23 protein-coding genes are annotated in these 17,820 nt (G+C 72.1%); 12 read left to right on the plus strand and 11 right to left on the minus strand.

Annotated elements, in window-relative coordinates; genetic code table 11:
• The 6 genes from EV187_RS03310 (at window position 1) to EV187_RS03335 (ending at window position 4,721) form a co-directional block, all read left to right on the plus strand.
• Window positions 1–948, plus strand: coding sequence for an NAD(P)/FAD-dependent oxidoreductase (locus tag EV187_RS03310; RefSeq protein WP_130351582.1), 948 nt, complete (start codon window positions 1–3; stop codon window positions 946–948).
• 53 nt (window positions 949–1,001) lie between these two features.
• On the plus strand, window positions 1,002–1,451 hold the full coding sequence (locus tag EV187_RS03315) for a hypothetical protein (RefSeq protein ID WP_130351583.1): 450 nt from the start codon (window positions 1,002–1,004) through the stop codon (window positions 1,449–1,451).
• Between the two features lie 177 nt (window positions 1,452–1,628).
• Entirely contained in the window at window positions 1,629–2,609 is a 981-nt protein-coding gene (locus tag EV187_RS03320) for a methionine ABC transporter ATP-binding protein (protein ID WP_130351584.1), read from the plus strand.
• Window positions 2,606–3,361 carry a methionine ABC transporter permease gene (locus EV187_RS03325; protein ID WP_242609410.1) on the plus strand — a complete coding sequence of 252 codons (756 nt, stop codon included), beginning with the start codon at window positions 2,606–2,608 and terminating at the stop codon, window positions 3,359–3,361. The genes EV187_RS03320 and EV187_RS03325 overlap by 4 nt, the downstream gene beginning before the upstream one ends.
• A 78-nt stretch (window positions 3,362–3,439) precedes the next feature.
• Window positions 3,440–4,282 carry a MetQ/NlpA family ABC transporter substrate-binding protein gene (locus tag EV187_RS03330; RefSeq protein WP_130351585.1) on the plus strand — a complete coding sequence of 281 codons (843 nt, stop codon included), beginning with the start codon at window positions 3,440–3,442 and terminating at the stop codon, window positions 4,280–4,282.
• Between the two features lie 118 nt (window positions 4,283–4,400).
• The gene (locus EV187_RS03335) at window positions 4,401–4,721 is read left to right on the plus strand and encodes a TfoX/Sxy family protein (RefSeq protein WP_242609411.1); all 321 of its coding nucleotides are present in this window, start codon (window positions 4,401–4,403) and stop codon (window positions 4,719–4,721) included.
• A gap of 41 nt (window positions 4,722–4,762) precedes the next feature.
• Here EV187_RS03335 and EV187_RS03340 read toward each other — a convergent pair whose 3' ends face one another.
• Window positions 4,763–5,236 carry an SRPBCC family protein gene (locus EV187_RS03340; RefSeq protein WP_130351586.1) on the minus strand — a complete coding sequence of 158 codons (474 nt, stop codon included), beginning with the start codon at window positions 5,234–5,236 and terminating at the stop codon, window positions 4,763–4,765.
• 149 nt (window positions 5,237–5,385) lie between these two features.
• Window positions 5,386–6,183 (minus strand): bestrophin-like domain, encoded by a 798-nt coding sequence (locus EV187_RS03345; RefSeq protein WP_130351587.1) that lies wholly within the window; start codon window positions 6,181–6,183, stop codon window positions 5,386–5,388.
• A 161-nt stretch (window positions 6,184–6,344) separates the two neighbouring features.
• On the opposite strand from EV187_RS03345, the gene EV187_RS03350 reads away from it, so the two are divergent.
• Both EV187_RS03350 and EV187_RS03355 read left to right on the plus strand, forming a co-directional pair.
• Window positions 6,345–7,109 carry an SDR family NAD(P)-dependent oxidoreductase gene (locus EV187_RS03350; protein WP_130351588.1) on the plus strand — a complete coding sequence of 255 codons (765 nt, stop codon included), beginning with the start codon at window positions 6,345–6,347 and terminating at the stop codon, window positions 7,107–7,109.
• A gap of 33 nt (window positions 7,110–7,142) precedes the next feature.
• The gene (locus EV187_RS03355; RefSeq protein ID WP_130351589.1) at window positions 7,143–7,433 is read left to right on the plus strand and encodes a DUF4287 domain-containing protein; all 291 of its coding nucleotides are present in this window, start codon (window positions 7,143–7,145) and stop codon (window positions 7,431–7,433) included.
• Between the two features lie 15 nt (window positions 7,434–7,448).
• Here EV187_RS03355 and EV187_RS03360 read toward each other — a convergent pair whose 3' ends face one another.
• From EV187_RS03360 to EV187_RS03365, 3 genes are all read right to left on the minus strand, one after another.
• Window positions 7,449–8,060, minus strand: coding sequence for an NUDIX hydrolase (locus tag EV187_RS03360; RefSeq protein WP_130351590.1), 612 nt, complete (start codon window positions 8,058–8,060; stop codon window positions 7,449–7,451).
• A 68-nt stretch (window positions 8,061–8,128) separates the two neighbouring features.
• The gene (locus EV187_RS18290) at window positions 8,129–8,296 is read right to left on the minus strand and encodes a hypothetical protein (RefSeq protein ID WP_165391092.1); all 168 of its coding nucleotides are present in this window, start codon (window positions 8,294–8,296) and stop codon (window positions 8,129–8,131) included.
• Between the two features lie 175 nt (window positions 8,297–8,471).
• Entirely contained in the window at window positions 8,472–9,182 is a 711-nt protein-coding gene (locus tag EV187_RS03365; RefSeq protein ID WP_130351591.1) for a TIGR00266 family protein, read from the minus strand.
• A gap of 119 nt (window positions 9,183–9,301) precedes the next feature.
• Here EV187_RS03365 and EV187_RS03370 point away from each other — a divergent pair, with 119 nt between their 5' ends.
• On the plus strand, window positions 9,302–10,075 hold the full coding sequence (locus EV187_RS03370; RefSeq protein WP_130351592.1) for a VOC family protein: 774 nt from the start codon (window positions 9,302–9,304) through the stop codon (window positions 10,073–10,075).
• 46 nt (window positions 10,076–10,121) lie between these two features.
• Here EV187_RS03370 and EV187_RS03375 read toward each other — a convergent pair whose 3' ends face one another.
• Entirely contained in the window at window positions 10,122–10,691 is a 570-nt protein-coding gene (locus EV187_RS03375) for a TetR/AcrR family transcriptional regulator (protein WP_130351593.1), read from the minus strand.
• Window positions 10,692–10,803: 112 nt separating this feature from the next.
• Between EV187_RS03375 and EV187_RS03380 the strand changes: the two genes are divergently transcribed.
• Window positions 10,804–12,231 carry an MFS transporter gene (locus tag EV187_RS03380; RefSeq protein ID WP_130351594.1) on the plus strand — a complete coding sequence of 476 codons (1,428 nt, stop codon included), beginning with the start codon at window positions 10,804–10,806 and terminating at the stop codon, window positions 12,229–12,231.
• Between the two features lie 61 nt (window positions 12,232–12,292).
• Here EV187_RS03380 and EV187_RS03385 read toward each other — a convergent pair whose 3' ends face one another.
• The 3 genes from EV187_RS03385 to EV187_RS03395 form a co-directional block, all read right to left on the minus strand.
• The gene (locus EV187_RS03385) at window positions 12,293–12,775 is read right to left on the minus strand and encodes a GNAT family N-acetyltransferase (protein WP_242609412.1); all 483 of its coding nucleotides are present in this window, start codon (window positions 12,773–12,775) and stop codon (window positions 12,293–12,295) included.
• A gap of 24 nt (window positions 12,776–12,799) precedes the next feature.
• Window positions 12,800–13,594 carry an MBL fold metallo-hydrolase gene (locus tag EV187_RS03390; protein WP_130351595.1) on the minus strand — a complete coding sequence of 265 codons (795 nt, stop codon included), beginning with the start codon at window positions 13,592–13,594 and terminating at the stop codon, window positions 12,800–12,802.
• Between the two features lie 98 nt (window positions 13,595–13,692).
• Window positions 13,693–14,145: a hypothetical protein gene (locus EV187_RS03395; RefSeq protein WP_242609413.1), complete on the minus strand. Its 453-nt coding sequence runs from the start codon at window positions 14,143–14,145 to the stop codon at window positions 13,693–13,695.
• A 99-nt stretch (window positions 14,146–14,244) separates the two neighbouring features.
• Here EV187_RS03395 and EV187_RS03400 point away from each other — a divergent pair, with 99 nt between their 5' ends.
• A complete protein-coding gene (locus EV187_RS03400) occupies window positions 14,245–14,670 on the plus strand; it encodes a hypothetical protein (protein WP_130351596.1) in 426 nt (141 codons plus the stop codon).
• Window positions 14,671–14,704: 34 nt separating this feature from the next.
• Here EV187_RS03400 and EV187_RS03405 read toward each other — a convergent pair whose 3' ends face one another.
• A complete protein-coding gene (locus tag EV187_RS03405; protein WP_207221720.1) occupies window positions 14,705–15,190 on the minus strand; it encodes a DUF6194 family protein in 486 nt (161 codons plus the stop codon).
• A 38-nt stretch (window positions 15,191–15,228) separates the two neighbouring features.
• On the opposite strand from EV187_RS03405, the gene EV187_RS03410 reads away from it, so the two are divergent.
• On the plus strand, window positions 15,229–15,972 hold the full coding sequence (locus EV187_RS03410; RefSeq protein ID WP_130351597.1) for a MerR family transcriptional regulator: 744 nt from the start codon (window positions 15,229–15,231) through the stop codon (window positions 15,970–15,972).
• 72 nt (window positions 15,973–16,044) lie between these two features.
• Here EV187_RS03410 and EV187_RS03415 read toward each other — a convergent pair whose 3' ends face one another.
• The gene (locus tag EV187_RS03415; protein WP_130351598.1) at window positions 16,045–17,763 is read right to left on the minus strand and encodes a carboxylesterase/lipase family protein; all 1,719 of its coding nucleotides are present in this window, start codon (window positions 17,761–17,763) and stop codon (window positions 16,045–16,047) included.
• Window positions 17,764–17,820: the final 57 nt, after the last annotated feature.

Below are 17,820 nucleotides of genomic sequence, written 5' to 3' on the forward strand. Positions count from 1 at the left end.
ATGACCACGCCGCGCACCGAGTGGGACGTCATCGTCGTCGGCGGTGGGAGCGCGGGACTCAGCGCCGCGCTCATCCTCGGCCGATCGCGCCGCCGGGCGCTGGTCATCGACGACGACCACCCGCGCAACGCGGTCGCCGCGCACATGCACGGCGTCCTCGGACGCGATCACACCCCGCCGCTCGACCTGCTCGCGGCCGGACGTGCCGAGCTCACCCGCTATGACGTCGCCGTCGAGTCCGGTGCCGTGGCGTCGGCGGCGCTCGTGGATGGCGATGAACCCGGCTTCGAGGTCGTGCTCGACTCCGGCGAGCGGCACACCGCGCGGCGGATGCTCGTCGCCACCGGACTCGTCGACGAGCTGCCTGACATTCCGGGCCTCGCCGAGCAGTTCGGGCGCGGGGTCGTGCTCTGCCCGTACTGCGACGGCTGGGAGGTCCGGGACCGGCGCGTCGCGGTGATCGCCGCCGCGACGCTCGACACCTTCCAGGCGCAGCTGATGCGCCAGCTCACGACGGAGGTCGTCTTCCACACGAACGGCGCGACCCTCCCCGACCGTGCGCGAACGGAACTCGAGGCCCGCGGCATCGCCATCGAGGAACGCGAGGTCGCCGGGGTCGACGCCGAGGGCGGCGCGGTTCGCGGCATCCGGCTCGCCGACGGCACCGCGAACCCGGCCGACGTCGTGTTCGTGGCGTCCCGGCCGGCCCCGAGGAATGCGGTGCTTCGCGACCTTCGCGCACGGACGATGCGCCACTCGGGCGTCGACTGGGTGCTCGTCGACGACGACGGACGGACGAGCGTGCGCGGGTTGTACGCCGCCGGCAACGTCGTCTCGGCGAAGTCGTCCGTCCCGTGGGCCATGGCTTCGGGGTCGCAGGCGGGCATCGCGATCAACGCCGACCTCATCGACGAGGACGTGCGCCTGGCCGTCGCCGCCCGGGGCTGAGCCGTCGGCACCCCGCCCTTGCCGCCTCTCCGGCCGCGTGCCACCATGACGCCATGCGGATCCTCGGATTGGTGTCGTTCGTGCAACTGCTCCTCGGGGTCGCCGGGTTGAAGAAGTCGCTCCGCGAGGGGCGCGTCGCCGACGTGCCGTTCGCCGAAAAGCGGTCGAAGAAGGAGCTCCAGCAGCGCCACTGGACCGACGGCACGGCCCTCTCGGCACCGACCCCCATGCTCATCCTCCAGGGCATCGCGAGCATCGTCCTCATCGTGCACCCGCGTCCGCCGAAGTTCTTCGCGCGCCTCCTCGGGGTGCTCGGCGCGGTCATGGCGATCGGCTACCCCGTCGAGAAGGTGTGGCGCGACTCCCTCGTCGAGCCCGACCGGAAGCTCACGCCGCTCACGTTCGGCGGGTTCCTCCTCGCGCTGAAGATGGCGATCCTGGGTTGGTCGGTCGGCCGGGGTCGGCGGAGTCGCGCCGTCGAGCCCGGCGACACCGACGCCTGACACGCCGACACGCCGACGGGGCATCCGGCCGGAGCGGGGGCCGCCGAAACGGCTGCTGCTCGACGCGGGTAAGCGTCATCCTTCGTCATGCGACTCGCGGTTGCGCGGGGCATGGGATCGAATGGGACTCCGGCGCCCGAGGGAGCGCGTCGCTCGCAGCCCCCTCGGAAGGCCTCCATGATCACGATCGACCGCGTCACCCGCACGTTCGACGGTGCCGTGCGCGCCCTCGACGACGTGTCGATCCACGTGCGACGCGGCGAGGTCTTCGGCGTGGTCGGCCAGTCGGGCGCGGGCAAGTCCACACTGCTGCGCACGGTCAACGCGCTCGAGCGACCCGATTCCGGCACCGTGACCGTCGACGGCGTCGAGGTCACCGCACTGCAGGGCCGCCGGCTGCTCGAGGCGCGCCACCGCATCGGCATGGTGTTCCAGCACTTCAACCTCGTCAGCAATCGCACCGCCGTCGAGAACATCGAGTTCGCCCTCGAGGCGGTCGGCCGACCCCGCTCGGCGAAGCGCGACGAGGCCCTCGAGATGCTCGACCTCGTGGGGCTCGCGCACCGCGCCGACGCCTACCCGGGCGAGCTCTCGGGCGGGCAGCGCCAGCGGGTCGGCATCGCCCGGGCGCTCGCGTCGAAGCCCGACGTCCTGCTCTCCGATGAGGCGACCAGCGCCCTCGACCCCGACACCACCCGGCAGATCCTGGCCCTCATCCGCCGACTCTCGCGAGACCTCGGCCTCACGGTGCTGCTCATCACGCACGAGATGGACGTCGTGAAGCAGGTGTGCGACAGCGCGGCGCTGCTGGAACAGGGTCGCGTGGTCGAGCAGGGTCCGCTGCTCGACCTCGTGCGCACGAAGGGCAGCCGACTCGCGCACGACCTGTTCCCGCTCGGCGAGGCGCCGGAGCTCCCGGGATACGGGGTGCTCGACCTCACGTTCGCCGGCGGTGAGGCGGAGCGGCCCACCATCGCCATGCTGGCGCGCGACCTCGGGATCGACGTGTCCATCCTCGGCGCCACGATCGAGACGATCGCGGGCGAGCAGGCCGGGCGCACCCGGCTCGCGATCCCGGGAGAGCCGGGCGTCGTCGAGCGCGCCGCGCGCTTCCTCGGTGAGCAGGGCGTCGGCGTCGAGGTGGTGAGCCGACCGTGATCGACATCACCTCACCCGACTTCTGGAGCGACCTCGGCGGCGTGCTGCTCAAGGGCACCCTCGAGACGCTGTGGATGACGAGCGTGGCACTCGTCTTCACGATCCTCATCGGCCTGCCCCTCGGCATCGTGCTCGTCGGCACCGAGCGCGGCCGGTTCCTGGAGGCGCCGTTCGGCTCGCGCGCCTTCGGCACCGCCGTGAACCGGGTGCTCGGCTTCGTGGTCAACCTCGGCCGATCGGTGCCGTTCATCGTGCTCATGATCGCGCTGATCCCCTTCACGCGATTCCTCGTCGGGTCGTTCGTCGGCACGGGGCCGGCGATCGTGCCGCTCACGATCGTCGCGATCCCGTTCTTCGCCCGTGTGGTCGAGATCGCCGTGAAGGAGGTCGACGGCGGCCTGTTCGAGGCGGCCGAGTCCCTCGGCGCCTCACGCTGGCTGCTCGTGCGCCGGGTCATCCTGCCGCAGGCGGCGCCCTCGATCGTGCTCGGAACGGCGACGACGATCACGTCGATCATCAACTTCTCGGCGATGGTCGGCGTGGTCGGCGGCGGCGGCCTCGGAAACGTCGCACTCACCTACGGCCTCCAGCGCTACAGCTGGGTGCACATCGTCGCGGTCATCGTCATCCTGTTCGCGATCGTGCAACTGGTGCAGGCGGGGGCGAACGGCCTCGCGCGCCGTGTCGACCATTCCAGCGGACGCAGTCGGGCTCATGCCCGGGAGATCGACGAAGCCGAACGCGTCATCTGAGACCGCCGCCGCGCCGCGGCATCCGCACCGCGGCATCCGCACCGCACCGCATCCCAACCCCATCACAGAGGAGTCACCATGAAGACCCGCACGCTCGTCCGTCGCGGACTCTCGATCGCTGCCATCGCCGCCCTCACCGCCGGCCTCGCCGCCTGCGCCGGCGGCACCTCCACCGCCGCCACGGATGCCGCCGCCGACGGCGAGAGCCTCGGCACGATCAAGGTCGGCGCGCTCCCCGTGCCAGCCGGCGACCTGTTGGACTGGGTCGACGAGAACCTCGCCGAGGAGGCCGGGCTCGACATCGAGTACGTCGAGTTCACCGACTACAACACGCCGAACCCGGCGCTCACCGACGGCTCGACCGACGCGAACCTGTTCCAGAACTCCACGTTCCTCGAGACGTACAACGAGCAGGCCGGTGGCGACCTCGTCTCGATCGGCGAGATCTACCTGCCCGCCGCGGCGTTCTACAGCGAGAGCCTCCAGAGCGTCGACGACCTCGCCGAGGGCGACTCCGTCGCGATCCCGAACGACCCGACGAACGAGGGCCGGGCGCTCGGCCTCCTGGCGGCCGAGGGCGTCATCGAGATCGAGGACGGCGCGACCAACCTCGACGGCATCACCGACAACCCGCTGAACCTGCAGTTCACCGAGGTCGAGAACGCGAGCCTCGCGCTGGCGCTGCCCGACAACGACGCCGTGTTCGTGACGGCCTCGTTCGCGCTTCCCGCCGGCCTCACGGAGGACCAGGCGATCCTCGTCGAGGGCACCGACAGCACGTACTACAACGTGCTCGCCACGCGACCCGACCTCGAGGACGACCCTCGCATCGAGGCGCTGTACGGCCTGCTCAAGGACCAGCGCACCAAGGACTACCTGCTCGAGACCTGGGGTGGGCTGATCGTGCCGGTCGAGGACTAGGCGGCCGACGACTCAGGACGCCCGGCGCACGCTCCGCGTGCGACCGGGCGTTCGCCGTTCGCCCCGCCCCGAGACGCCGGCCCCTTCCGATGTCGGGGGGCGGGCGTAGCGTCGACGCATGGACGAACGTACGCGCGGGCGGGAGCGACTGGCCGAGGTGACCAGCAGCCTCACCGAACGGCCCGATGTCGGCGTGGGCCGCATGTTCGGTTCCGAGGGCTACTCGGTGCGCGGCAAGCTGTTCGCCTTCGTCTCGAGCGACGGCCGGCTCGTGGTGAAGCTGCCCGGCGAACGCATCGAGCGACTCGGGCTCGACAACATGGTGATGCGCGGCAGCCCGATGCGCGAGTGGGCGGCGGTGCCCTTCGACGAGGGCGCCGAACGCTGGCGCTCCGTCGCCGAGGAGGCCTACGCGTTCGTCGACTCGATCACGCCGTGAGCCGGCGGGGTCGAGGCGACGGATGCATCCGCCCCTTCGCCTCAGCCTCCGGTCGCGTCGGGCGAGCGGTCGACCTCGCCGCGCCATCCGTGGGCGGATCCGCCGCCCTCCTCGGCGAGCTCCTTGAACCGACGGAGGTCGGCCTTGATCTGCAGGTCGTCGACCTGCAGCACCGCGCCCGCCTTCTCGACGAAGCCCTCCGGCTTCCAGTCGAGCTGCACGGCGATGCGCGTCTGATCGGGGCTCAGCTGGTGGAACGTCACGACGCCGGCGTGCTCCTCGCCTCGCGTGCTGCGCCACGCGACGCGCTCGTCGGGCTTCTGCTCCGTGATCGTGGCATCGAACTCGCGCTCGACGCCGCCGACCTTGACCTTCCAGTGCAGCTCGGTGGGCGACAGCTGATCGATCCGCTCGACCCCGTGCATGAAGGCGGGGAAGGATTCGAACTGCGTCCACAGGTTGTAGACCCGGCTGATCGGTGCATCCACGTCGATGGTGTCGGTGACCTGGCTCATCAGGTTCCCCTCTCTCGATGGTCTCGCCTCCAGCCTGCGCGGGCGCCCGAGCATCCGGCAGGGGGTTGAGCCAGGACGCCCCAGACGATAGGGCGAGCGGCGAGGCCGACTCGCGGCGCGGCAGACGGTCGCGCCCGACCGCCGCGCCCCTACTCGTCGCCGAGGCGAACGATCGTCTGCTGGATCACCCGCTCGTACGCTCCGGGTCCGACGGAGATGGACCCCTGGTACGGATGGTCCATGTCGGCGGTGGCGAACATCACCAGGCCGATGAACAGCGAGAGCAGGCCGGCGATCAGCAGGTGCAGGCGCAGGCTCTTCACGTAGATGAACGCGATGAGCACGGCGTTCACCGCTGCCCCGACCCAGATCACCAGCCAGAACAGCGGAGGCAGTTCGAGCGTGACCGCGTCGATGCGGTCGCGCCGGGCCTCGACGAAGTCGTCGAACGTCGCGAGCAGCTGGATGTACTCCGCCTGCTCCGCGGGAGTCACCGGTTCGTAGGCGTGCAGCATCCGCTCGATGTCGTCCACCAGCACGGCGCTCTCCTCGGGAAGGAGGCCGCGCCGCTGCGAGGCGAAATCCTCGTCCACGACCGTGTGCAGGTACTCGGCGATGCCCACGCGGATGGGTTCGCCGTCCTGCTGCGGCAGCGCGGTCGTGCCGCGGTACAGGGCCGTGAGCTGTGCGGCCTCCTCGAGCGTGTTCGTGCGGGTGTCGGCGAAGTTCTCGTACACCGACACGGCCACGAGGGCGAGCAGGATGCCGAAGAACACGCCGAACGTGCCGATCACGTGGGCGAGGGCGCGGTCCCACTCCGCCGGGCTCGTGACCATCTTGCGGACCACGGGACGCAGTGCCACGACGACCAGGCACGACGCGAGCACGAAGCCGCCGACGAACAGCGGCATGGTGATCCAGATGGGCGTCTCGTAGAACCAGTTCACTCGCGGCCCCCTCCCGGTGCGAGTAGCGGATGGGCGGCGACACGCCCGATCGTGCGTTCAGCCTAGGGAATCCGGGTTCCCACCGCACCAGCGGGCCGTGAATTCGGCGGGCACGTCGATTTGCGGATGCCGCCGTCCGGCGTGGGTCCTACCATGACGACATGGCGGTGCAGCAGCGCGTCCACGTGGTCACCGGCGCCGCAGGCGGAATCGGCCGGCGGATCGCCGAGGTGCTCCTCGCTGACCGGTCGGCCGTGGTCGTCGTCGATGTTCGCCCGGCCGATTGGCTCGCGGATGCCGCGGGCGTGTCGATCGTCGGCGACGCCGGCGATCCCGCCGTGCTCGAGGTCGCACTCGAGCGCGCCCGCTCGCTCGGCGAGCTGCGCGGTTGGGTCAACAACGCGGCGGTGTTCCGCGACGCGTGGCTGCACGAGGCAGGAGGCTCGGCGACCATGGAGCTCGTGGCGTCGAACCTGCGGCCGGTCCTCGCCGGGGCGGCCGCCGCGATCGGCGAGTTCCTCCGGTCCGACGTGCCGGGAGCCATCGTCAACGTGTCCTCGCACCAGGCGCAGCGGGCCGTCCGCGGCGCGCTGCCGTACGCCACGGCGAAGGCCGCCATCGAGGGGCTGACGCGGGCGATCGCCGTCGACTACGGCAGCCGCGGCATCCGCTGCAACTGCGTCGCACTCGGCTCCATCGTCACCGAGCGCTACGCCCGCCACCTCGCCGACCTCGACATCACGAGTCGCGCCGCGTTCGAGACCCAGGTGCGGCAGCTCCATCCCCTGGGTCGCCCGGGCGACACCGCCGACGTCGCTCGAACCGTCGCGTTCCTGCTCTCGGATGCCGCGGGCTTCATCACCGGCGCCGTGATCCCGGTCGACGGGGGCCGCGCGGCGCGCGGCGCCGACCCCGAGGAGCGTTGACCGCCCACCCCGCACGATGACGGAAGGAACCGCATGTCATTCCAGGCCTACCTCGACAACATCGAGGCGAAGACCGGACTCACCCCGCGCCAGTTCATCGAGCTGGCGCACGAGCGCGGCTTCGAGGAGCACACCAAGGCGACGCCGATCGTGGCGTGGCTGAAGGAGGACTACGGACTCGGCCAGGGCCACGCGATGGCGCTGGTGCACGTCATCACGAAGGGCCCGCAGATCAGCACCAAGCACGTCGGCACCGGCGGCACCCACAGCGACGCCACCGAGACGCTCTGGCTCGACGGCAGGGCGACGAACCCGAACCCGTGACGCCTCCCCGCGGGCTCAGCGCCGCCGGTCCTGCGGCTCGACGATGCGCTCGGGGTCCCACGGCCGCGCCCACCCGAGCTCGTCGAACATGCGCGAGAGCACCAGCGCGGTGAAGCCCCAGATGAGGCGGCCGTCGACCGCGAAGGCGGGCGACCGGTAGGTTCGCCCCTCGACGGTGAACGCCGTGTTCGCGCGATTCGCCGGGTCGAGCATGTCGGCCACCGGAACCCGGAACACGTCGACGGACTCGTCGTGGTCGACGGCCGCGACCTCCGACGGCTTGGTCCACCATGCCGGGACTGGCGTGACGATGTGGTTGCTCACGGGCACCGACATCACGGGCAGCGTGCCGAGCGGCTCGATGCCGTGGGGGTCGAGCCCGGTCTCCTCGACGGCCTCGCGCAGGGCGGCGGCGATGGGTCCGTCATCGGATGGCTCGAGCCGGCCGCCGGGGAAGGCGATCTGCCCGGCGTGGCTGCCGAGCGTGGTCGCGCGCCGCAGCAGGAGCACGTCGAGGTCGTCGGCGACGGGACCGTTCGCACGCGCCGGCACCGAGTCGAGCACGCCGAACAGCACGAGCACGGCCGCGGGCCTCGGGTTCGCCTCGTCCCACAGCCCCTGCGGCATGTCCGCGAGCCACTCGAGGCCGCGCTCGCACAGCGCGACGAGCTCGGCGCGCGGATCGGCGCTCTCGATCAGAAGTCCTCCTGCGCCTCGCGAAGGCGGCTCAGGTCGTCCTCCGAGTTCTGCCACGCCTCGAGCGCCGATCTCAGCTGGCGTTCCAGCCATGCGGCATCTCCGCCGACGTCGGCCGATCGCAACTGCGCCAACCGCTCGCTCGCCGATCCAGTCAGGTCGTCCATCGCTCTGCTCCCCTACCCGGGTGCGGGCGTGGCAGCGGCCGGCGGCCGGGGCTTCGCACCCGCACGAGTGCCATCCTGCCAGTCCGGGACCGTCGCGTCACGGCCGACGCCCGACCCGGGCTTGCGGGCACGGGCGCTCAGGTCACGATGATCAGTTCTCCGGTCACGGTGGCCGTCAGCTGTCGTTCGACGAGCCCCGATCGGGAAGGTACGGCTCGATCGCCGCGGCGAGCTTGGCGGGGGTCATCGACTGCAGCCACACGTGGCCGGGCCCGTGCAGCTCGGCCAGGAACAGCGAGTCGCCGAAGAACTTGTTCTTGATCCCCTTCATGGTGGCGAACTCGAGGGTCATCTCGGCTCGGTACATCGCCAGGTGGCCGGGGTGGATCAGCAGCGACTGCCCGGCCTGCAGCTCGTACTCGACGAGCTCGCCGGCCAGCTGCACCCACGCCGTGCCGTCACCGCTGAGGCGCTGGAAGACCACTCCCGCCCCGCCGAAGATCCCGGCACCGAGCTTCTTCTGGAGTCCGACCGAGATCTCGACGTCGCCCGTACTCGCCATGTACGACCCCGACTGGAGCATGAAGTTGTCGGAGCGGTCGATCCGCAGCTCGCGGATCGTACCGGGCAACTGGGCGGCGAACGCGAGGGAACCGCCGCCGGCCGGTGCCGTATAGGCGGTCAGGAACAGCTGTCCGCCGCCGAGGACGCGCTTGAGGCTGCCGAGGAAGCCGCCCTGGCCGCCTGACCCGTGCGAGGTGGACGTGTCGAGGTGGAATCCGGGCGAGAGCCAGGAGACATCGCCGCCCTCGGCGACGATGCGTTCCCCCTCCGTGAGGGTCAGTTCGAGGATGGGCATGGTCGTTCCGACGATCCGCGGCTCCATGCGGTCACCCTAGCAGCGAGGCCGCGTGGGCCGATCGGCAGGTGTGCCTGACGAACTGCGCTGCTAGTCTGCGCGGACGGCCGTCGCGAGGACCGCTTCGGCCTCGAGGGGAGGCTCGCATGCCCGGACCCGATGAGCTCGTGCCCGGTGCGCCGGCATGGGTCGACCTGAGCACGTCGGATGTCGACGCGGCATCCGCCTTCTACGAGGCACTCTTCGGCTGGGAGGCCGACGACGTCGTCGACGCGCGCTTCGGCGGTTACCGCGTGTTCCGCCTCGACGGCCGGCGCGTCGCCGGCATCGGGATGAACACGGACGAGGATCCGGGGCCGCCGCACTGGAACGTGTTCCTGCTCACCTTCAACGCGGCGACCACGAGCGGGCTCATCGAGGAGGCCGGCGGCACCGTGCTCTTCGAACCGATGGTCGTGCCGGCCCGAGGCGTGATCGGCATGGCGATCGACGCGACCGGCGCGGTCGTCGGGTACTGGCAGCCCGCCGTCGTCGAGGGCTTCGACGTCTTCGGCGAGATCGGCGGCGCCGTGTGGTTCGAGCTGAACGCGAGCGACTTCGACGCCGCCGAGCGCTTCTATGCGCACGCGTTCGACTGGAGCGTCGTTCGCAACGATGGGGAGCCGCGCCGCGCCGTGTTCGAGCGCGGCGGGCGCGACCTGGCCGGAATCGTCGACGCGAGTCGCACGCTGGGGGCCGACGATGCGCCGTCGTGGAGCGTGGCCTTCGGCGTCGCCGATGTCGACGAGGCCGTCGAGCGGGCGGTCGCGGCCGGAGCGATCCTCGTGCGGCCGCCGTGGGACCTGACGACGGGTCGCCGCGCCGGCCTGGTCGACCCGACGGGGGCGCCCTTCCTCGTGGCATCCGACGCGGAACGCTGACGACGCTGCCCCCGCCCGACGCCGTGAGGCCCGGGCCACCCCGGTGTCAGCGCGTGCGGAGCCCGTCGAGCGCCATGTCGACGACCCGCTCGCGCTGCTCGGGATCGGGGAAGGCGACGCCTGCCACGCCGGCGACGAGGCGCACGGCGTCGTCGATGCCGATGTCGGCGCGCACGTCGCCGTCGGCCTGCGCACGCCGCAGCAGCGGCTCACCCGAGTGGTACATGATGCCGCGGCAGGTCTGCAGCAGCTCGGAGTCGCGGTTCAATCCCTCGAGCAGCACCTTCTTGCGGCTCGCGTAGTCGGCGAACCGACGCAGCCAGGCCGCGAGCGCGTCGAAGGGCGGAAGGTCGCCGAGCTCCTCGGCGAACGAGGCCACCCCCGCGACCTCGTCGAGGTAGACGGCCTCCACCAGCGCGTCACGCGTGGGGAAGTTGCGGTAGAGCGTGCCGATGCCGACGCCGGCCCGGCGCGCGATGTCCTCGAGCGAGGCGTCGAGTCCGTCGTCGGCGAACGCCGCACGGCCGGCTTCGATGAGGGCGTCGAAGTTGCGGCGCGCATCGGCGCGCGTCGGGCGCCGCTCGTCGAGCAGGGCACGGAGCGCCGGATCGGTCATTCGAGACACCTCGGTTGCAAAGTGGAGGCAGCCTCCGGTAAGCTAACCGGAGGAGGCCTCCGATCGGAGACTCCCTCCAGTATATCCCTTCCGCCTCATCGAAAGGCGTTCGATGTCTCCATCCCGCATCACCTTCATCGCGGTGGCCACGAGCTTCACCGCGGTCGCCAGCCTCCAGTCGCTCATCATCCCCGTGCTGTCCACCATCGGCTCCGACCTCGGCGCCGATGCGGTCGGCCAGACGTGGATGCTCACCGCCTGGCTCATCTCCGCGGCGGTCGCCACTCCGCTCCTCGGCCGAGCCGGCGACCTCGTCGGCCGACGCCGCATGTACCTCGTGGCCCTCGGCGCGGTCGCGCTCGGCTCGGTGCTCGCGGCGTTCGCACCCGACCTCACGGTCATGCTGATCGCCCGCGTGCTGCAGGGCCTCGGCGGCGCCGTGTTCCCACTCGGCTTCGGACTGGTGCGCGACGCATTCCCGCGCGACCGTCTCGCCGGCGCGATCGGCGCCCTCTCGGCGATCATGGCCGTCGGCAGCGGACTCGGCACGGTCATCGCCGGCCCCGTCTCCGCCGTGATCGGCTGGCGCGGCCTGTTCGTCCTGCCGCTCGTCCTCGCCGTCACCGGCCTCGCCGTCGGCTCCCGCGGCCTCGACCGCTCGGCGCCCACCGCCACCGGACGGATCAACGTCCTGGCCGCCGCGCTCCTCTCGGGCTGGCTCGTCGCGCTCCTGCTTCCGCTCAGCTCGGGCAACCAGTGGGGCTGGGGATCGCCGCTGGTCATCGGCCTGTTCGCGATCGCGGCACTGCTGGCGGCGGTGTGGGTGATGGTCGAGGTGCGCTCGCGCAACCCGCTCGTCGACATGCGCGTGATGCGGCTGCCCGCGGTGTGGACCACGAACCTCACCGCGCTCCTGACCGGGGCGGCGATGTTCGGGGTGTGGGCCTACCTGCCGCGCCTGGCCGAGACCCCCGCGAGTAGCGGATACGGGCTGGGCGCCGACGCCAGCACGGCCGGCCTCATCATGCTGCCGATGCTCGTCACCATGGCGTCGATCGGATTCCTCGCGGGCCCGCTGAGCCGCGTGGTGCCCTTCGCCGCGCAGCTCACGATCGGGGCGTTCCTCTCCGGGGCCGCGGCGCTGTCGATCGCGCTCTTCCACGGCGATGTGTGGGCGCTGGCGGCCGCCGCCGCGGTACTCGGGCTGGGAACCGGGCTCGTGACCTCGTCGACGCCGAACCTCATCGTGCGCAGCGTGCCCGGCGACCAGGTGGGCATCGCCACGGGCATGAACGCCAACATCCGCACCATCGGCGGCGCCATCGGCACCACGGTGTTCGCCGCGGCGGTCGGCGCGACCCTGGGCGCGAGCGGCCTGCCCACCGAGTCGGGATACGTCGCGGCGTTCGTCATCGGCGCGGTGCTCGCGGTCGTGGGCGGCCTCGTGCCCTTCCTCGACCGGAGCCGTTCGGTCCGCCCCGAGGTCCGGACGATCCCCGTCGCGCAGTCCCCCCTCGAGGAGATCGCCGAGGCCGCCTGACCGGGGTGGCGCATGCACGGCACGCCCGACCCGCTCAGCGCGGGCCGGGCGTGCCCTCACATCAGGGCCGGCCGGGTTCGAGCTCGAGCGTCATGAAGACGCTGTTCGGGTCGAGCCGGTAGTCGCCGAACGGGCCGCACTCGCGGAAGCCGTACTTCGCGTAGAGCGTGCGGGCGGGGCGGAAGAACTCCTGCGATCCGGTCTCGAGGCTCACCCGTCGGTACCCGCGCCGGGCGGATTCGGCGAGCACGTGCTCGAGCAGGCGTGCACCGAGCCCACGGCCGCGCGCCGCGGCATCCGTGCGCATCGACTTCAGCTCGCCGTGCTCGGCGTCGAGCTCCTTCAGCGCCACGCACCCCACGAGCTCATCGCCGTCGGCGATCGTCCAGAAGGCCACCTCCGGTACGGAGAGGCCGCTGACGTCCAGCGCGTGCACACTCTCGGCGGGCGAGGTCGCGAACATGTCGGTCAGGTGGTCGGTGAGCAGGCGGGTGACCCGTTCGTCTGCGAGGTCGCCGGGCTGGATGGAGGTCGTCGTCGTCACCCGACCATTCTCACCCGCCCGGTTTCACCAGGGCGAACCGGCGTCGAGCGCTGCCTCGACGCTCGCGTCGACCGTGCCGATCCACGCCTCCCCGTGACCGGGGAGCATCACCCGAGCGGATGACGCGCCCGCCCGCGCGAGGGAGGCCCGAGCTCGCTCGGCATCGTGGTGGAAGATCGAGGGCAGCAGCTGCGGGCCGACCAGCGGCGAGGTGCGGTGGCGGGTCGCGAGCGCGTCGCCGACGACGAGCACGCCCTCGTCCTCGAAGTCGTAGGCGGTGTGCCCGCTCGTGTGGCCGTCGACCAGCACGGCACGCGGATGCCCCGGCACCGCGACCTGGCCCTCGAGCTCGGGCAGCGGCGTCACGCTCGCCACGCCCAGGTCGGGGCGTCGTTCGAGCAGCGGCACGATGGCGGCGGCCCAGCGGAGCACGCCCGGTCGCCACGCGTTGCGGAGCACGGCGGCGGCTCCGGCCTGCTGCACGACCGCGCGGCTCACGTTCGCCACCTCGTCGGCATGGGCGTGCACCGGGGTGCCGACCCGCTCGGCGAGCCAGGCCGCACCCCCGAGGTGGTCGGCGTGCCCGTGCGTGATGAGGACCGCCGAGACCTCCTCGGGTCGATGGCCGATCGCGTCGAGCGAGGCGACGAGCAGCTCGCGTTGCGCGACGTATCCCGAATCGACGAGGGTGACGCCGTCGGGGCCGGCGTAGACGACCCAGTTCACGTGCTCGGTGTGCACGAAGTGCAGGCGGTCGCTGACCCGATCGACGCGGAACCCGCGCCGCCGGTCATCGCCTCCGCTGCCGCCATCGACCAACGCTGCCCCCTGACACTCGCGGCCGCTCCTCGCCGAGACGGTGCCGTGACTCCGAGGCTAGTCGCCGGCGCTCAGCTCGCCGCGACCGCGGCCCCCGATCATCGACCGAGCAGGGCGTTCAACCAGCCGGGGCCTGCGACGAGCACGTCGTCGGCCAGTCGTGCCCGCAGGCCACGATCGGCGGTCACGACCAGCACGCGCGCGGCGTGCGTGCCGAGCTCCGCGGCGGTGGCCACGATGCTGCCGTCGCCGTCGGCCGGCGCCCGGACGAGGTCGACGCCGTCGAGCGCCACGACCGCCGTGGCGGCCCCCTCCACCACGGCGACGACCCGCTCGACGACGAACCGCTCGCCGTCCGGACCGGCGACGTTACGACCCACGAGTGCGGGCATCGGCGCGAGGAGCCTGGTCGCCGCGCCCGCGCGATCCCTCCACCAGCCGTCGGGGCGCGAGCCCATCACGTTGGCCACGTCCACCACCACGGTCACCGTCGGGGTCGACGCGGCCGGCGCAGCGACCGGCGCGTCCTCCGGCACGGGAACGTCATCCATCGGCCCAGCGTAGCCACGTCGAACGCGCGAACCTCGAACGCCGGGCTCGGGGAACGGGGCACGAGGCACGAGGGCACGGGGCACCGCTATCCTGACGGCGTGACGACCTCGCCATCGCCCAAGCCCGCGCGGCAGCCGCTGCGCGTGCTCCTCGGAATCGCCTGGGCCATCGTGGCGCTGGCGTCCGGCGTGGCGATCCTCTTCGGCGCCCTCACGGCTGCCCTCAACGGTGCCGGCTTCGAGACGACCCTCTCGAACTCGACCCCGCTGTTCATCGCGTGCCTGGTCGTGAACCTCGCCGCGGGCGCCTTCGGCATCCTGCTGGGCGGTCGGTGGTGGACCGCACCACTGGTCGCGGCACCGGCGCTGATCTTCCTCGTGAGCTTCCTCTGGCGGGGCTCCTGGGTGGTCACCCCGCTCGTGGCGAGCCCGCTGCTCGTGGTCGTCGGCGTGGCCTGCGTCCTGGCATTCCCACGTCGACGCACCGCCGAGCCGAGCGCGCCCGCGACGGCCGACGCGCCCTGACCGATATCCGAGGCGGATGCCGCGCGGCTGACGTTCACCCGCGTCGCGCGTCGTGCCCGGTCTCCAGTCGCCGCTCGAAGCGGGCTCGCGCGGCGTCGTGCGCCTCGCGCAGCAGCCGCAGGAGGGTCACGGTGGTCTGCTCGCCCGGGTCGACGACGGCGACCCAGCCGAGCGCGCCGTACACGGGATGCGGGGTGAACACGTCGCCGGCCGCATGATCGCGAGGGAGCGTGAGGCTGCGCGGATCCTCGCCCGTGAGACGGCGGAACGTCGCCCGGTCCACGTGGACGTTCACTCGCCAGCGGCCCGGCGCATCGAGCTCGGACGCGGTGTCGTCGGGGTAGTCCTTCGTGACGATCGTCCCGTAGGGCTGCACGTGCTGCGGCATCTCGCCGTCAGGTGCGTAGTAGAAGAAGGCGTCGCCCCACGCGAGCTCGGGCGCGTCGCTCCCAGGCGCCGGGATGACCACGAGTGCGCCGTCGAGGTCGCGCACGGCGTCGATGATCTGCTCCATACTCATAGTTCAAGCATCACCTTCAAGTGCTTCTGTGGGGTCGGATGATCGACGAGCCTCCGAGCGGCCCGCCGCGCGCACCGCTTCGAACCTCGGATGTCGCACGCGCATCGGGCTACTCGGTGCAGCAGGTGCGCGACCTGGAGCGGCTGGGGGTCATCCCGCCCGCCACCCGATCCGCCAACGGCTACCGCGCCTACGCCGCCGTGCACGTGCACGCGTTGCGCGCGTACCGCGGGCTCGCCGGGGCGATCGGCGCGGTCGCCGCCCGGCAGCTCCTCACCGAACTCCGCGGTCAGCCGATCGCGGAGGCGGCCGCCGCGGTCACGTCCGTGCACGTGCGCCTCGCCCGGGAACGCGACGAGGCCCTGCGCGCCCAGGCCGCCCTGCGCGCGATCCAGGCGGAGGCGGCACTCCCCGACGGCGAGCGACCGGATGACGCGATGACGATCACCGAGCTCGCCGCCGCGCTCGGCGTGCGAGCGTCGACGCTGCGGTTCTGGGAGCAGGAGGGGCTCGTCTCGCCCGACCGCGTCACGTCGCTGGCCGCACGCCGCTACGGCGTCGCGGCCATCCGGGAGGCGCGGATCGTCGCCGCGCTCCGCAGCAGCGGCTACGGCATCCCGGCCGTGCGCGGGATCATGGGCTCGCTGCACGGGCTCGGTGGCATCGCGCACGCGGACCGGATCCCGCAGGGCCGCCTCGACCGGATCGCCGCCCGCTCGGTGGCGCTCCTCCACGCGAGCGCCGACCTCGCCGTGGTGGTGTCGGCCTCCGCCTCGGCGTGAGCGGGAGGGCACGGCGTTCGCGGTCGACACGCTCCGGCACCCCGGTGCTTCCGTACCAGCGGATGGCTCGCGTCATCCGGCCAGCGACGGCGCGAACGCGTCCCACGCCCGACGTCGTTCGCTGCGCGGGTCCGACTCGATGCGGTCCGTGGCGTCGATCACGAGGGTCGACCTCGCCCGCTCGTCGTAGCGCGGCCACGCCGGGGTCGGCGCTCCGGTCTCGGCGAAGTGCAGCCAGTGCTGCCGTATCCGCTCGCCCGCGGCGGCGTACTGCTCGTTCCCGCCCAGCGAGGTCATGACGCGGGCCACGGGCACGTCGGTGCGGTCGAAGAGGGCGAACATCTCGACGCCGTGCGTCGCGTCGAGGCCGACGAGCTTGAGCAGCCGCGGCGCGAGGTCCCACCGGTACGACCAGACCGGCGCCCGCCGCGAGCAGGTGTCGGCGACGCGCGTGCTCGGGTACCAGAAGCCGTAGTCGGCGCCGAAGTCCTGCGCGGCTCGCCGTGCCGGAAGATCGGGATACGCGGCGCGCATGGCCCGTCGTGCGGCGCCGGGTGCCCGGGCGAAGATGTCGTCGATGCGCTTCGGCGTGCGCGGCAGGATGTCGACCCGGCCGCGGAAGATCGAGCCCTCCCGATCGTTCGTGCCGATGATGAGGGGCACGCGCTGGGCGCGACCGTCGCGGAAGGCGACGAAGGGTCGCTCGGGCACCATGTCGCCGTCGACCACGGGCGCGAAGCAGAACGCTCCGGCATAGGCGTCGGGGGTTCGCATCTGGAGGACCACGGATGCCGCGACGAGGTCGTCCGTGTTCGCCTCGGTCAGCAGCTGCTGCACGGTCGGCGGGGCGGCGGCGTGGCGCGGCGAGATCGCGCGAGGCGCGGCATCCGGTGCCCCAGCCTCGCGCGGCGCGTCCTGGGCTGCCGGCGCATCCGGTGCCGCAGCCTCGAGCGGCGCCTCCTCGCCATGCGCGCCACCCGGTGCCGCGGCCGCGCGCTTCGCCTTCTCCCGTGCCTGCCGCTCGCGACGCACGCCGCGCAGGATCGCGACGTACTCGGCCGCCCACCTCGCTGTCAGCTCGCGCGAGTAGACCGCATCGGGCGGCGGGCTCTGCGCGATGGCCCCGGCGAAGAGTCCCCGAGCCGAGGGCGTCGTCATGAGCGTCGTGACCGCGTTGCCGCCCGCCGACTCGCCGAAGACCGTGACGCGCGAGGCATCCCCACCGAAGGCGGCGATGTTGTCGCGCACCCATTCCAGCAGTGCCACCTGGTCGCGCAATCCGAGGTTGCACTCGAAGGAGCGCCGGCCTGAGCTGTAGCGCGTGAAGTCGAGGTAGCCGAGCGCACCGAGCCGGTAGTTGAAGCTCACGTACACGACACGCCCGCTGCGCACGAACCCCTCGCCCTGACCCGAGAAGTCACGAGACGAACCCACACTGTATCCGCCACCGTGGATGAACACCATCACCGGCAGGGGCGAGTCACCCGCTTCGCGCGCGGGCGCATGCACGTTCACGCTCAGGCAGTCCTCGTCGGCCGAGACGATGCTCATCCTCGGCCGCGCCAGTCGGATCACGTTGGCCTGGGGTGCGACCGAGCCGTAGGTCGACGCGTCGCGCACGCCGCGCCATGGAAGCACCGGCGCCGGCGCCCTGAACCGGCGCTCTCCGATCGGCGGAGCGGCGTACGGCATGCCCCGCCACGCGAGCATCTCGCGCTCGCGCACCCCGCGCACGACGCCCCCGGTGACGCGGAGCTCGAGTCCGTCGCCCGTTCCCGGGTGTGCGGTCACTCCGGCACGACCCTCATCGCCTCATTCAACCCCCACGACGTCGAGACCGCCAGCAAC

The organism is Agromyces ramosus (genome assembly GCF_004216665.1).
GTDB lineage: Bacteria > Actinomycetota > Actinomycetes > Actinomycetales > Microbacteriaceae > Agromyces > Agromyces ramosus.

Excerpts from the sequence above, each read along its gene's own strand:
- EV187_RS03310 (WP_130351582.1), top strand. The coding sequence starts at position 1 with ATGACCACGCCGCGCACCGAGTGGGACGTCATCGTCGTCGGCGGTGGG.
- EV187_RS03315 (WP_130351583.1), top strand. The coding sequence starts at position 1,002 with ATGCGGATCCTCGGATTGGTGTCGTTCGTGCAACTGCTCCTCGGGGTC.
- EV187_RS03320 (WP_130351584.1), top strand. The coding sequence starts at position 1,629 with ATGATCACGATCGACCGCGTCACCCGCACGTTCGACGGTGCCGTGCGC.
- EV187_RS03330 (WP_130351585.1), top strand. The coding sequence starts at position 3,440 with ATGAAGACCCGCACGCTCGTCCGTCGCGGACTCTCGATCGCTGCCATC.
- EV187_RS03335 (WP_242609411.1), top strand. The coding sequence starts at position 4,401 with ATGGACGAACGTACGCGCGGGCGGGAGCGACTGGCCGAGGTGACCAGC.
- EV187_RS03340 (WP_130351586.1), bottom strand. The coding sequence starts at position 5,236 with ATGAGCCAGGTCACCGACACCATCGACGTGGATGCACCGATCAGCCGG.
- EV187_RS03350 (WP_130351588.1), top strand. The coding sequence starts at position 6,345 with ATGGCGGTGCAGCAGCGCGTCCACGTGGTCACCGGCGCCGCAGGCGGA.
- EV187_RS03355 (WP_130351589.1), top strand. The coding sequence starts at position 7,143 with ATGTCATTCCAGGCCTACCTCGACAACATCGAGGCGAAGACCGGACTC.
- EV187_RS03360 (WP_130351590.1), bottom strand. The coding sequence starts at position 8,060 with ATGCCGCAGGGGCTGTGGGACGAGGCGAACCCGAGGCCCGCGGCCGTG.
- EV187_RS18290 (WP_165391092.1), bottom strand. The coding sequence starts at position 8,296 with ATGGACGACCTGACTGGATCGGCGAGCGAGCGGTTGGCGCAGTTGCGA.
- EV187_RS03365 (WP_130351591.1), bottom strand. The coding sequence starts at position 9,182 with ATGGAGCCGCGGATCGTCGGAACGACCATGCCCATCCTCGAACTGACC.
- EV187_RS03370 (WP_130351592.1), top strand. The coding sequence starts at position 9,302 with ATGCCCGGACCCGATGAGCTCGTGCCCGGTGCGCCGGCATGGGTCGAC.
- EV187_RS03375 (WP_130351593.1), bottom strand. The coding sequence starts at position 10,691 with ATGACCGATCCGGCGCTCCGTGCCCTGCTCGACGAGCGGCGCCCGACG.
- EV187_RS03380 (WP_130351594.1), top strand. The coding sequence starts at position 10,804 with ATGTCTCCATCCCGCATCACCTTCATCGCGGTGGCCACGAGCTTCACC.
- EV187_RS03395 (WP_242609413.1), bottom strand. The coding sequence starts at position 14,145 with ATGGATGACGTTCCCGTGCCGGAGGACGCGCCGGTCGCTGCGCCGGCC.
- EV187_RS03405 (WP_207221720.1), bottom strand. The coding sequence starts at position 15,190 with ATGAGTATGGAGCAGATCATCGACGCCGTGCGCGACCTCGACGGCGCA.
- EV187_RS03410 (WP_130351597.1), top strand. The coding sequence starts at position 15,229 with ATGATCGACGAGCCTCCGAGCGGCCCGCCGCGCGCACCGCTTCGAACC.